Here is a 14,272-nt window from a genome sequence, read left to right on the forward strand (position 1 = left end):
ATTATCCTTGCATGCTGCTAGCACTGTAGCGGAACTTTAAAAAGTTTTGCGCACTGCTTAGTACCAAAAAAGCATCTTTTAAATTACGTCTTTCAAAATCAGACATGTTTTCAGGTTCAATATTATTATCGGCTTCTTGATCCGATTGAATATCTAATGCTTGATGGCGAATGCGAACTAAAGAGATAAACTCCATTGCATGCTGTAAATCTTTACCTTTTGACGGCGGTAAAATTCCGGCTTCGATAATGTCTTCTAAGCGATCAAATGAATTTTGCGATTGTGAGCCAATGGCGAGGGCGTGGACACGGATAAGATCAGCTAATGGCGCGGTGCCACGGCGCTTTAAATTAATTGAGTTGTTATGGCGACCGTCTTTTTCCATGACAAAGTCTTTAAAAAAGCCCAGTGGTGGGGTGCGATTAATGGCGTTTCTTGCAAGGCAGGCTAAAAAGCGATTATTCTTTTTTGCTTTTCTGAGTATAAAGGCGTTGAGCTGTTCAGCCCATTTGGGTCTACCGTATACCCCATAAAGATCAAAAAAGATTGAGCAGTTTAATAGTGCTTGAGGCTTTGGATTATCAATCCAGTCGGCAAAACACTCTTCCCATTGGGATTGGGTTTTTCGATACTCTGGATTTGTTGCCATTATGTCACCGGTGCAATAAGTGTAGCCACAGGCAGCTAAACCATCACATACATAGGTGGCTAATTGCTTAAAGTATTCACCATGAAGTGATTCTTGATATTGATTATCTAAAATAATCGCATTATCTTGATCCGTTACAATAAGTTGCTCATCACGAGCCATAGAGCCTAATGCTAAAAAACAATAGGGCACGGGTGGCGGTCCTAATCTTTCTTCAGCCAACTCCAGTAAACGCTGCTTAAAACTTCTACCAATTTCAGACATGGCGCGACCCACCATGTGTGAGTTTGCATCTTCGTTGACCATACGCACAAAACAATCTTTAAGCTGATGTGACAAGATAATTAAGTCATCAATACTGTTTTGCTGAAAAATACTGCTAACAATCAATAAGCTGTTTTGGGATTCATAGCGAATAATGTCACTGACTTCAATTAAACCAATAGGTTGTTTGTTTTTTAATATCGGTAAGTGATGAACGTTATACCTGAGCATCAGCAGCATGGCTTCAAAAATATAGGCGTTATGATCTAAAGAGATAAGCTCGGTGGACATGACCTCTGCAACTTGGGTTTCTACATCTAACCCTTGGGCGAGCACCTTTGCACATAGATCTCGCTCAGTGATGATTCCCACAAAGCTATTACCACCTTCATCGGCAAGATTGGGGTCGTTAATAATGGCCGCTGATACATGCTCTTCAGACATGGTTTTAGCCACGTTTTGAATGGTGGTAGTAATGGGTAGCATCACAGGTTCGCGACTCAGTAGCGTTTTAACCTTCGAAGTAGTGAGTGAGTTAGCATCGTCGCTATTGTCCTCAACCGCTTGCTGTAAACGAATGCTACCTTCGACCTCAACAAAGTCAGCAAAGGCGTCATAGCGCTCGCAAAAGTCTTCAAAAATACTTTCAGGAATACAGTAGAGTAGGGAGTCTTTGAGGGATTTTGCAGGTAAGCGTACTTTATTATTGGTCAGTAGCCCCATTTGGCCGAATAAGCCTCCTTGATCAAGGCGGTTATACAGTTCCCCTGAACGTCGGTAAACCTCCACGACACCACTGCGGATCATATAAAGTTCGTGTATTTTATCATTAAAATCAATGATCATACTGTTAGCACGACTATAGGATATCTCGACACTTTGTGATACTTCGATTAATGCCTCTTCTGGCAATTGATCAAAAGGTGGGTACTGGCGGATGAAGTTACGAATTTCAAGTAGCTCGACTTCCATTATTCGCTCGATATTAGGGGGATTTGAATAGATGTTAACTAGTATATGGCATATATAGGTGATCTGCAGCTTGGTGGGTCGCAGACTGGTATTAATATCTAAATATTTTCATCGTTTTAAAATAATAGCAGCGAAATATCGTTAATCTTTAACCATTCAATCAAGTCTGTTGTAAAAGCTTAGTCATGGTCATACAGTCGATTTTATGTCTTTGCTCATTAGCGGCTAAAAACCACCTCTAGGTCTTTTTAATGGTGGGTAAAATAGATGCCGCGCCCTCGTAGAAGCCAAATTAGCCTAGAACTATTACCAACGAGATAACCCTTATTGCCATTGTTGCAGCCGTGTGGTTGGCCGTGCATTCTTTTAGAGTAAAGAGTATGTGGTGATGATAAATACACAGGTAACAACTATGACCACAGACGTGGCTGGGTTGAATCACTCATTCTTTAACTGACAGATGTGTTTGCCATTGATGTGGCGGCTTATGCGGTGATGTCTAATCATCTGCATGTGGTGTTACACATTGATATTGAAACAGTAAATAACTGGAGTGACCGCGATGTGGTGATGTAATGGCATAAGTTGTTTAAAGGCGATGGGTTAACCCAAAAATTTGCTAAAGGTCAGCTCATTGAACCTCACGAGGTAGTAAGGTAAAAGCACAGCATCGCTATTTACCGTAGCCGCTTATGTGACATCTTTTGGTTTATGCGCTGCTTGAATGAACCGATAGCCAGACAAGCCAATCAAGAGGATAACTGCTCGGGTCGATTTTGGGAGGGCAGGTTTAAATCTCAAGCGCTTTTAGATGAAGCGGCAGTTTTAGCCAGTATGGCCTATGTGGACTTAAACCCTATACGCGCCAATATGGCCGCCACACCAGAGCAATCAGACTACACCAGTATCCAACAACGAGTAAAAGCGGCAATAAAAGGTGAGCAGCCTAAAACCTTGTTGCCATTTATTGGTAATGAACGTGCTAACCAACCCAAAGGCATTGCATTTTCATTAAAGGATTACCTTGAACTAGTGGATGATACAGGGCGCATTATTCGTGATGATAAACGCGGCGCAATCAGTCAAAGCAGAGCGAAGTTACTCACCAGGCTTAATATTCCACAACAAAACTGGCTTAAAATCACCACCGAATTTGGTCAGCTATTTCATGGCCCTGTGGGCTCACTGCAAGAGCTAACACAATACTGTGAGCATTTACAAAAACGGCGACGGCACTTTGCTACAAGCTGCCAGTATTTTCAGTAAGCAGGCACGTTAAATAGGTTCAATATAACTAATATCACCAAAGTTAAACACTCAATAACCATCATCCTTGCATGGTTGCAAAGTGACGGCTTAAAAACGGTAAATTAAGCCGAAAACACTCAAATATCATCATTATCAACCTTCCAAGCCCACAACCAAACGCCGCGGGCTACTTAATCAAGCATGTTCACTTGTACATAGTTAAAAAGGTCGTTATGTTATTGATTTACATTGGCTGTCTAGTTTGTTTCGTTTTATTTTTTTTTAGTAAAGATGGCTGGCGCATAAAGTTATTCTGTCAGCTACTAACAAGCTGCTAAATCCAGGTTCACCAAGGTTGTCACGCCATTGCTGAGCAAATAGCCCGCCAGCATATGGTCCACTTATTAGCAGGGCGTTATGCGTTTGTAGAAATGATAGGTAATTATTATGGATGATTTAGTAAACTCATTACAAGATATCGGTTTTAAAGCCAAAGTCAGAAAAGGAAAAGTTTTGGTTACACTTGACGGGCTGTCCAATCCAGTTTCAATAGTGAAAGATATTGCCGCCGATGAATACAAGGTGAAAACGAATGACTCGATTCAAGCGATAATGGCTTTTATTTTACTATTTTTTGGCCTATTCGGTGTTTTAGCGGACAATGATTTAAAATTTACAAACGCTGCACTTATTTCAATAGCAATGTTCTCTTTCATCACCGTGTTACTTACAGAGTTCAAAGTAAATAATCTGCGCTCTGCGATAGCGGAAATCAATCGTGGAAGATGCGCATAGCAAAGCGTTTAAGAGGGATTCTTGCCGCGTGGCATTTTTGGTATGCGGTGATTTTTGTGGTGAAATTGGTCTGCGGAAAGTTGGTTTAGGCGGCACTCACCCCTTAACGCAGCGTTAACGGCATGACAGAAGAACAAGCCATTGAGTTAATGACTAACGAGGCGTTCCAGCAGCAAGCTGAAGCAGAAGGAAAGTGGCGCAGGGCAACATTAAGCCAAGTGCAACTAACCAGTTACTACTCTGGCTATCGTGAAATTTATGATTTACGTGAAGAACTAAAACAAACACAGGGTGAAGACTTCGATTTAAAGAGCTTCCATGAACAATTTTTAAGTTATGGCAGTGCACCAGTAAAATATATTAAGCAATTAATGGTTAACTAATTATGGCAATAAGCCATCAATGTAAGTTGCTTTATTAAGCAAATCTGCATTAGTAATACCTAAAAAAGGCCTGAATAATCAGGTCTTTTTTCATTTTTGTGAGCTAGGTTCAACAACCGTGCAGAAGCTTTACACTCCACATATAGTATTTTGATCATGACAGTGCTAATCTAAATGGTAATAGTTACCATTTAGATTAAGTCGTCATGAAAAAGATCCTCCTCATTGACCTGCAGCTAAAAAAAAGCTTGCCCTTATGTCAGCAATTACAACTTTTAGGCTATGTTATTACCATTGTTGATAACGGCTTTAATGCCTTAGTTGCAATGGAAAGTAATCAGTTTGAAGTGATTTTACTGGACTCTTCAGTAACACAAATGGATGCTTTTTGGTTACTCATGGGTAAGCATTGTCAAACACCCGTGATTGTTATTACCAACAATGCCAGTGTCGATGAACGTATTGCTGCATTTGAACTGGGCGCTGATGATTATTTACCTGAGCCTATTAATGTGAAAGAGCTTTTACTGCGTGTGAATGTGCTTAATCGACGCACAACAAAGCAAACTCACGATTCAATGACTCATGTTGCCAATATTGATTTTGCTGTTATCGAATCACAGTTAACCAGTGGGCAAATAGAGCATACTACCGAAAAACAACATATTGAACAAAGTGCCAATGTGGAGTTTGATGATGATATTAACGCGGTAACATTTAATGGTCAGCAATTAAATCTTACTCAAACAGAGTATCGTTTGTTCAAATATTTGTTTCAGCGTAAAGGAGAAATCGTCACTAAATCAGAATTGCAAATGCGTGTGTTGCATAAAGAGTTAGGCGAGTTTGACCGTAACCTTGATATGCACATCAGTAATACCCGTAGAAAAATGGCCAAAGAAAGTCTACCAAGAGAACTCATCAATACGGTTAGAGGTAAGGGCTATTGCTTTAGTCCATTATTTAGCTAATCTCATTTAACGTATCCGTTAACACCTAGCTAATGTGATCTTACAGGGGCTTTTTATTGTATTGGTATTAATAACCCTCATCAGCAGAAAATTAAGTCACCATATTGAATAGATGTAGAGCAGATGCTGTGGATTTGATTTTATTGCGTAACGGCTTTTGATAAGATGCAGGGATAACGTCGATTATAACCTTACATAAAGGAAGTCCTATGCGTATTAGCGCGAATTTTGATGGCGGCAACATTGAGACCATTAGTTTAGACAAGCACGATGACATTCAACTCGCCATTAGACCTGATGAAGGTGGAGAGTTTTACCAATGGTTTAACTTCCGTATGGAAGGTCAAATTGGTCAAACTTACACATTGAATATCGTTAACGCAGGCAGTGCCTCTTACCCGAAAGGTTGGGAAAATTATCAAGCCGTTGCTAGTTACGATCGCCAGCATTGGTTCCGATTACCGACAACATATCAAGATGGTAAATTATCAATCCAAGTTGATTTAGATTGCGATGCCATTCAAATTGCTTACTTTGCGCCTTACAGTTACGAACGTCACTTAGATCTGATTAGCTCAGTACAACTTCACCCATCAGTTAAACTAGAAAATTTAGGTTTAACCCTTGATGGTCGTGATATGAGCCTGCTAACTATTGGTGATAACGATCCTTCAAAGAAAAATATTTGGATTACCGCAAGGCAGCACCCTGGTGAAACCATGGCTGAATGGTTAATTGAAGGCCTGCTAAACCAATTATTAGACAGTGATTGTCCAACCTCGAAACTGCTATTGGATAAAGCTAATTTCTATATCGTGCCAAACATGAATCCTGACGGAAGCGTCAGAGGCCATTTACGTACGAATGCTGTTGGAACTAACTTAAATCGTGAGTGGGAGTCGCCTAGTTTAGAGCGAAGCCCTGAGGTTTATTATGTTACCAATAAGATGAAAGAGACTGGTGTAGATTTATTCTATGATGTTCATGGTGATGAAGGCTTACCTTACGTGTTTGTTGCTGGCTGTGAAGGCGCACCAAATTACACTCCACATATGGCCAAGTTACAAGAACAGTTCCTTGCAGCGTTAAGTATGGCAAGTGCTGATTTCCAAACTAAATATGGTTATGACAAAGATGAGCCAGGAAAAGCGAACTTAACCGTTGGTTCTAACTGGGTCGGCAACACATTCAAATGTCTAGCGAATACCTTAGAAATGCCATTTAAAGACAATGACAACTTAGCCGATCCTGTGGTTGGGTGGTCACCGGCGCGCTGTGAATATTTAGGTGAAGCATCACTAGTTGCGATGTTGGCTGTGGTTGATAATTTAACAGAATAGGCAGTTTTATGGCGTTAATCGAATGTCCTGTGTGTCAAAAGCGAATTTCGAGCAAAGCAAAACAGTGCCAATACTGTAAGGCTTCTGCTGATGGCGATAGTGATTCAAAAAGAACAATTTCACACATTCAGAAGTCTAATAAATTAATGAATCAAATGATGTTGTTTCTAACGCTATTTATTGCAGGTGCAGTATATGGTTTTTGGGGCGGCGAAGTTGCCACTGGAACGGATGCATATATTGCAGGTAGTTGTTTTGCTTTTGGCTTTGTTGGCTACATTATTACTCGAGTCAGAAGTCTAATCCATAAGCGGAAAAGTGTATGAATGATATTAATAAAGTCATAGATGAAATGCCTGATGAGGTTTATCAACGTTTACGCGCAGCGGCAGAAACGGGTAAATGGGAAGATGGCACAGTGCTATCTAGCGAGCAAAAAGAGTCAACGTTACAGGTAGTGATGTTGTATCAAGCGCGTAAGTTAACTCAAACTGATCATTTTACAATTGCTGCTGGTGGCGAGATAAACGAGCTGTCTAAATCACAGTTAAAAAAACAATTTCGCGGTGAAGCTATCGCAGAATTTAAAGAGCCAGAACTATAAACTGATTTTTAGTTATCTCTAGTGAATTTATTTCAGCAATAAAAAGCCGCATCAAAGATGCGGCTTTTTATTGTCTAAAGTACATTACATATTTATTTTCAAAAATTTATTCAGTTAGCTCACCCAGTAAGTTTTGCTGCATTGCGATTTTTACTTCATTTGAAGTTAAATTTTTTGATAGTAAATAATGTAATTTAGCCAATGCTGCTTCAATGGTCATATCTGAGCCGCTAATCACTCCAGCTTTGGCTAATGCATTACCCGTCGCATAACCCCCCATGTTCACCTTTCCTTGAAAACACTGGGTTAGATTAACAATTACAATGCCACGTTCATCAGCTTGTTTAAGGGTATCTAATAAGGCTTTATCTTGAGGCGCATTCCCAACACCAAAGGTCAGTAAGATAAGTGCTTTTACTGGCTGCATTAAGATGTTGTTAAAAATCTCAGTTGAAATACCTGGGTATAAGGTGATCACGCCTACAGGTTGCGGGCTGATGTTAATCACCTCTAAGGGCTTAGTGGTGGGCTCGGTGATCTTACCTGCACGTAAATTAATTTTAATCCCAGCTTCTAACAATATAGGAAAGTTAGGTGACGCGAAAGCATCAAAACCATCAGCATGGGCTTTGGTTGAGCGGTTGCCCCTAAACAACTTATTATTAAAGAATAAACACACTTCAGCGACGGGATAATTCGCCGCAATATACAGTGAATTAAGCAGGTTAGTTTGCCCATCTGAGCGCAGCTGAGCTAATGGGATTTGCGAACCGGTTACGATAACAGGCTTGGATAGCCCTTGTAACATGAATGACAAGGCAGAAGCCGTGTATGCCATGGTGTCAGTGCCATGCAAGATCACAAAGCCGTCGTAGTTATGGTAATTGGCTTTGATGTCATTGGCGATGCGCTGCCAATCAGGTGGTGCCATGTTTGAAGAATCAATCAATGGTGAATATTCATTAATGACAAAGGTTGGCATTTCTTCATGGTAAAACTCTGGCATGGACTTTACACAATCAGTTAAAAATCCTGCCACAGGTGCAAAGCCATCATCGGTTTTGCGCATACCAATCGTACCGCCAGTATAGGCAACGTATATGGAGCGTTTTGTCATTGTAATGAATTCTCAACCACTTAAATTATATAATCTGCAAATTATACGGCTTGAGCTGAATAAAACCCAATAAAAAAGCCCGAATAACGGGCTTTTTTGAAGATAATTTAATTTGATCTTATTCTGACTTCATGCCTAACAAGATTAAACAATCACAATAGCTTAGTAATCGCAGAGTTCGCAATACATGTATAGGCCATTGGGATCATCAAACTGAGTCATTTGTTCAACAACAGTGCGCCATTGACCCATAAATTGTTCAACCATAGGTGACTGTGTGGTTGCTACAGGTAAATATGTTGCAGCAGATGCGAGCATTTTTTGCATGAAGATTTGCTCGGTTGTGAGCTCTTGCTCGATGACTTTAGTATCAAACTTTACCATTTCAGCCATTTCAGCCGCTTTAGCAATGGCGCTATCCATATCGCCAAGTTCGTCAACCAACCCCAGTTCAACGGCGCGGGTGCCAGACCAAACACGGCCTTGGGCAATGCGGTCTACTTGTTCTAACGACATGTTTCGTTCAGTGGCAACTAACGAGATAAATTCATGATAGCCGTGTTCAATATGGCGTTGTATGACAGCAGAAATATTTGGGTCTAACTCACGGGTCGCCGAAATACCAGCCCATTTCGAGGTCGACACACCATCTGAGTTAATGCCCCAATTGGACAAGACTTTTTCAAAGGTGGCAAACATGCCAAAGATCCCGATAGAACCAGTGAGGGTAGTTGGAGTGGCATAAATGTAATCTGCACTTGCTGAAATCCAATAACCGCCAGATGCCGCTAGGCTACCCATACTGACCACTACGGGTTTACCAGCCTGTTTAAGGGCAATGACTTCTTGTCTAATTTTTTCAGAAGCAAATGCACTCCCACCTGGGGTGTCGACACGTAGCACGACTGCTTTAACTTTGTTATCAAAGCGAGCTTTCTTTAATAGTGCTGAAGTGCTCTCGCCACCAATTTGTCCCGCTTGTTGTTTGCCATTGAGGATATTACCTTTGGCGACCACAATGCCGACAGATTCTTGTTCTATCAGTGAAGGAATTGGCTGTACTAAATTAAAATATTTAGAAAAAGAGATTTGCTTGTATGAGTCGCCATTGGCTTCTTGACCTACGGTTTTAAGCATGGCGAGTCTAAATGACTCATCTGAGACTAATTCATCAACCCAATTCATTTTTATCGCTAATTGAGCTGAGTCACCGTTAACACTATCAAGTTCCGCTAGGTAGGTTTGTGGGTTTAATACGATATTCTCGGTCGCAATTTGACGGTTAGTGGCAATGGTTGTTTCAAAGTTTTGCCATAAGTCAGTAAGCAGGGCGTTGCTGGCTTCTTTTGCCGGCGCTGACATATCATCACGGATAAAGGGTTCGACCGCTGATTTGAAAGTGCCGACTCTAAATACATGGGTGCTGATGTTCATTTTCTCAAGTGCGGTTTTAAAGAACATACGGTAGCTGCTAAGGCCTTCAAGTGACACGCCACCTTTATGGTTGAGATAAATGGTATTCGCATAACTTGCCAGGAAGTATTGATTTTGCTCGTATGAATTGCCAACAGCAACCACGGTTTTACCCGCTTCTTTAAACTTGTTTAAGGCATCACCAATGGCGGTCATTTTACTGATCCCACCACTACGTAAATTGCCCATTTTCAATACGATGCTATTAATACGTTTGTCATGAGTGGCATTTTCAATGACGTAAAGAATGTCGGCTAAAAGTATTTCTGCTTCCGGATCATCAGTGTTACTTTGTTTAAATATCGCTTCAATCGGGTCAACATGACGTTTTTGATCCACAATGCTGCCAGATAGGTTTAAGACTAAGGCAGATTGATCTTCAATGGTGATTTCTTCTTCAGATGTCATAGCCATAATGATCATGGCAATGATGCCGAAGAAAATGATATTGAGGATTAATTTACGAATACCGTTGATGGTTTTCCAAATAAATCCAAAGAATCTCTTAATTAATGAGGGTTTAGCGGACATTAGCCACTCCTGTAACATTCTAATGCTGTAATGCTAACTGATCTTGAGTGATTTTGGGAAATTGAATTGTAACGGTTTTTAACAATAGCTACGCTAAATGATTGAGCTTATGATTATGTCGTTGTATGCTAGTTTAAATCACTTGTTTAAAAAGGATGTTTGAATGTCGTTTCCACATTTATTAGAACCCTTAGATCTAGGCTTCACCAAGTTAAAAAACCGTGTATTGATGGGTTCAATGCATACGGGGCTAGAAGAAGAAAAGGGCGGATTTGAGAAACTAGCTGCATTTTATAAAGAACGTGCAGCAGGTGGCTGTGGCTTAATTGTCACCGGTGGCATAGCGCCAAATTTCAGAGGTCGGCTAGCGCCTCATGCATGCCAATTAAGTTTTCCTTGGCAAGTAAGCAAACATAAAATTGTTACCGATGCCGTCCATGAAGCGGATGGCAAAATCTGTATGCAAATTCTACATGCAGGCCGTTATAGCTACCATCCATTTTCATTAGCGCCAAGCAAAATAAAATCACCTATTACCCCTTTTACGCCGTCAGCAATGTCATCAAGACAAGTGCGTAATACCATTAAAGATTATGCATCTAGCGCTGCGCTTGCAAAAAAAGCGGGCTATGACGGTGTTGAAGTAATGGGCTCAGAAGGCTATTTAATTAATCAGTTTATCAGTTCGCGTACCAATAAACGTACCGACGAGTGGGGCGGTGACTTTACTCAGCGTGCTAAATTCCCCGTTGAAATTGTTAATGCTATTCGTGCCAAAGTCGGTAGCGATTTTATCATAATATTCAGGCTTTCTATGCTTGATTTAGTCGACAATGGCTCAAGCTGGGATGAAGTAGTGCAACTGGCTAAATGGCTAGAAAGTGCTGGTGTGAGCATCATCAATACCGGCATCGGTTGGCATGAAGCACGTGTACCTACCATTGCCACCAGTGTGCCGCGCGGCGCTTTTGCATGGGTGACTGAAAAACTCAAATCAGAAGTTAATGTGCCATTAATTGCGACTAACCGTATTAATACCCCTGAAATTGGTGAATCAATTATCGCATCGGGTCAGGCTGACATGGTATCAATGGCGCGGCCTTTCTTAGCCGATGCTGAATTTGTTAATAAAGCGGCAGCTGATCAAAGTGAATTAATCAATACCTGTATTGGTTGTAACCAAGCGTGTTTAGATCATACCTTCTCAATGAAACGTGCTACCTGTTTAGTTAATCCACGTGCATGTTATGAAACTGAGATTAATTTTACCCCAACCACAGGTAAAAAACGTCTTGCGGTTATGGGCGCAGGCCCTGCTGGAATGGCGTTTTCTGTATATGCCGCTTCACGTGGCCATGAAGTAGTATTGTTTGAAGCTAAAGACGAAGTGGGCGGCCAATTTAACTTAGCGCGTAAAATTCCAGGTAAAGAAGAGTTTCACGAAACCATTCGTTATTTCAAAAATCAAATGAAGCTGCATAATGTCGAATTACGATTAAACACCCGTTTAGATGCAGCAGTATTAGCCACTGAAAAGTTTGATGAAGTGATTATTGCCTCTGGGGTTGTCCCACGGGCGTTATCCTTACCGGGATTTGATGATCCTAAAGTGGTTGATTATCAGCAAGTGCTAAAAGGTGAAGTAGAGATTGGTGATAAAGTTGCGTTAATCGGTGCTGGCGGTATTGGTTTTGATATGGCGCATTTCCTGTGCGAGAAGGAATCATCAACATTACAGCCTGAAAAGTGGTTAAAGCAATGGGGTATTGATAAAAGCTATCAACATGCTGGCGGTTTAACTGACGAATCAGAGCACAACCCTGGTCGTGATGTGTATTTACTGCAACGTAAAACTACAAAAATGGGTAAAGGTTTAGGTAAAACTACCGGCTGGATCCATCGTAGTGTATTGAAACAACATCAAGTAAACATGAAAACTGGCGTCAGTTATGAAAAGTTTGACGACCAAGGTTTACATATTAAAGTCGGTGAACAGTCAGAAATTCTCGCTGTCGATAACGTCGTGTTATGTGCTGGCCAAGAATCTAACCGCACTCTAGTCGATGAAATGAAAGCAACAGGCTTGCCTGTTCATTTAATTGGTGGTGTCGATGTTGCTGCTGAATTAGATGCCAAACGTGCGATTAGACAAGGCGCTGAACTGGCCATGGCAATTTAACGGGCGATATTAAATAAGACAGTTAAACCGTCAATTAAATATGAAAACCTAACCTTTGCGTTAGGTTTTTTTATGTTTGGTGTGGTTAGCACATTGCTTGAAGAACTAAGTCAAAAATAGATTCATTTACTGGTAGATTTATTGCCAATATCGTTTTCATAACCACTATGACATTTTTCTATTTTTAATCCAGACTCACTAAATCTTAAGTAAACGAGCAGGGTTTCAGTAACAGGTTATATGTTTGTCCATTAGCAATTTCTTCACTTAGTCACTAAATAGTTTAATTGTATCGTTAATCCTATTAAACAAGTTTTTATTGCATTGTTTATCATTTTTTTTGACCATTGGCAAATTGAAATATAAAGGTGACATGTTAAATATGAACAAAAAGTCAATGGTATTGACTACTTTTTGAATCGTAATACAGAAAAGCGTAATGGTATTTTAGTCACCTCAATCGACAAAGTGCTAGTTGAGCATAGCCTATTTAAGAAAGGTTACTCAGTAGGTATTACGCTCGATGCAGGCAATGATGGAAGAAATGAATCAAAAGTTGATGGAAAAAAAGTGGGTCGACGTTATACCGAATCTGTTGATATGAGCGATTCTGTTTTTCGAAATGATACTTTTGAAAAAACGACTAAATTTCATATTGCCGGTGTTCAAGCTAAAGGGTTTAAAATTTCAGGAAATACCTTTGCAGGGATGACTGATAATGCCGCATCAGGTTCAAATTCGCTTCATTTTGAGCAATTTACAAAGAATGTGAAAATATACAATAATACTTTTGATATGAGTGATAGCGTGTCTAAAGCGTATCCTTATATTTCTTTTGCTGGAACTGAGGGTCATAAGCGAGTGTCACAAAAACTAGCGAGTGATACTTTTAAAAGCTGGACGTATTTTTACGAAGGCAGTAATGAAAGGCGTGCTGACACAAGCTACGCGTCTTCAGGAGATACCAATAAAAGCTGTAAACGGGATGTACATGCGTATGGACCTCAAGATATTTATATCGCCGGGAATACCTTCAGCTCTTCTTCAATAATTTCTAAATACCTTCTAGTTCACGAAGGTGAAAATATTCAAATAGGTATGAAAAAAAATAGTACCGTTAATCTAAATGCCTTTAAGGGAGGTAATAACGCGACTAAGAAAATTAGCTTTGGTGGTCATGACGAAGGTAAATGTAATGTGAACATTGTAGCTGGGCAGGGCATCATCGACAGTAATGTCAGCATTGCAAAAGTTGATTTCGAATTACCTGCATGCAAAATAGCAAAACCAATCGCAATTGGTACCTAGTTGTTATTGAGTCAAAAAATACATTAGCAGTAAATGAGGGAGTGACAGTAGCTTATCAATTGAGAATGCCACTGTTTTAGTCCCTTCAATAAATCAATCCAGTCATGATAAGTAGAGGAGCACTTGTTGCTCCTTTTTTCCGTTTATAACCTGTACCCATCAATCCCCTTGACCCAATAGTCATGGTTCATTAGTCATAGCTCACGAGTCTTTATCCATTCCTGAAGTCACTAAGGGTATTTGATTTTTAGTCAGTATTAATAGTGAGGTGTTGATTCATATTTAAGTTGTAAGTATTGTATATGATTATGTGCGGCTAATTATTACTCGTTCTAAATACTTTCATTATGCGTCTAAGTAGACACTAGGCTTGATAATAGATTGCTAATCTACCATTTTCTAGTTGAGTCAAAATAGTGTATTTAGATGACTTTTTAT

The 14,272-nt window shown here is 40.1% G+C and carries 10 protein-coding genes and 2 pseudogenes; 9 read left to right on the forward strand and 3 right to left on the reverse strand.

Annotated elements, in window-relative coordinates; genetic code table 11:
* Position 1: 1 nt before the first annotated feature.
* Positions 2 to 1,885 carry a DUF294 nucleotidyltransferase-like domain-containing protein gene (locus BCU57_RS05900; protein ID WP_102436212.1) on the reverse strand — a complete coding sequence of 628 codons (1,884 nt, stop codon included), beginning with the start codon at positions 1,883 to 1,885 and terminating at the stop codon, positions 2 to 4.
* Between the two features lie 267 nt (positions 1,886 to 2,152).
* On the opposite strand from BCU57_RS05900, the pseudogene BCU57_RS05905 reads away from it, so the two are divergent.
* The 7 genes and pseudogenes from BCU57_RS05905 (at position 2,153) to BCU57_RS05935 (ending at position 7,226) form a co-directional block, all read left to right on the forward strand.
* A pseudogene (locus tag BCU57_RS05905) lies at positions 2,153 to 3,151 on the forward strand (transposase).
* A gap of 429 nt (positions 3,152 to 3,580) precedes the next feature.
* On the forward strand, positions 3,581 to 3,928 hold the full coding sequence (locus BCU57_RS05910) for a hypothetical protein (protein WP_102436214.1): 348 nt from the start codon (positions 3,581 to 3,583) through the stop codon (positions 3,926 to 3,928).
* Positions 3,929 to 4,041: 113 nt separating this feature from the next.
* Positions 4,042 to 4,311: pseudogene (locus BCU57_RS05915) on the forward strand (DUF885 family protein); the annotation flags it as partial.
* A 206-nt stretch (positions 4,312 to 4,517) separates the two neighbouring features.
* Complete coding sequence (locus tag BCU57_RS05920; RefSeq protein WP_102436218.1) at positions 4,518 to 5,282, forward strand: response regulator transcription factor; 765 nt, start codon at positions 4,518 to 4,520, stop codon at positions 5,280 to 5,282.
* Between the two features lie 209 nt (positions 5,283 to 5,491).
* On the forward strand, positions 5,492 to 6,622 hold the full coding sequence (locus BCU57_RS05925; RefSeq protein ID WP_102436220.1) for a M14-type cytosolic carboxypeptidase: 1,131 nt from the start codon (positions 5,492 to 5,494) through the stop codon (positions 6,620 to 6,622).
* An 8-nt stretch (positions 6,623 to 6,630) separates the two neighbouring features.
* Positions 6,631 to 6,948 (forward strand): zinc ribbon domain-containing protein, encoded by a 318-nt coding sequence (locus BCU57_RS05930; RefSeq protein WP_076536453.1) that lies wholly within the window; start codon positions 6,631 to 6,633, stop codon positions 6,946 to 6,948.
* Entirely contained in the window at positions 6,945 to 7,226 is a 282-nt protein-coding gene (locus BCU57_RS05935; RefSeq protein WP_102436222.1) for a YeaC family protein, read from the forward strand. The genes BCU57_RS05930 and BCU57_RS05935 overlap by 4 nt, the downstream gene beginning before the upstream one ends.
* Positions 7,227 to 7,332: 106 nt before the next feature.
* Here BCU57_RS05935 and ansA read toward each other — a convergent pair whose 3' ends face one another.
* Both ansA and sppA read right to left on the reverse strand, forming a co-directional pair.
* Positions 7,333 to 8,343 carry an asparaginase gene (gene ansA, locus BCU57_RS05940; RefSeq protein WP_102435808.1) on the reverse strand — a complete coding sequence of 337 codons (1,011 nt, stop codon included), beginning with the start codon at positions 8,341 to 8,343 and terminating at the stop codon, positions 7,333 to 7,335.
* Between the two features lie 162 nt (positions 8,344 to 8,505).
* Complete coding sequence (gene sppA / locus BCU57_RS05945; RefSeq protein ID WP_102435806.1) at positions 8,506 to 10,347, reverse strand: signal peptide peptidase SppA; 1,842 nt, start codon at positions 10,345 to 10,347, stop codon at positions 8,506 to 8,508.
* A 163-nt stretch (positions 10,348 to 10,510) separates the two neighbouring features.
* Here sppA and BCU57_RS05950 point away from each other — a divergent pair, with 163 nt between their 5' ends.
* Both BCU57_RS05950 and BCU57_RS05955 read left to right on the forward strand, forming a co-directional pair.
* Positions 10,511 to 12,526, forward strand: a complete 2,016-nt coding sequence (locus tag BCU57_RS05950; protein WP_102435804.1) for an FAD-dependent oxidoreductase — start codon at positions 10,511 to 10,513, stop codon at positions 12,524 to 12,526.
* Between the two features lie 414 nt (positions 12,527 to 12,940).
* Positions 12,941 to 13,834 carry a hypothetical protein gene (locus tag BCU57_RS05955; protein WP_102435802.1) on the forward strand — a complete coding sequence of 298 codons (894 nt, stop codon included), beginning with the start codon at positions 12,941 to 12,943 and terminating at the stop codon, positions 13,832 to 13,834.
* Positions 13,835 to 14,272 lie beyond the last annotated feature (438 nt).

Origin of the sequence: Shewanella sp. 10N.286.48.B5 (assembly GCF_002874355.2) — a bacterium.
Lineage (GTDB): Bacteria > Pseudomonadota > Gammaproteobacteria > Enterobacterales > Shewanellaceae > Shewanella.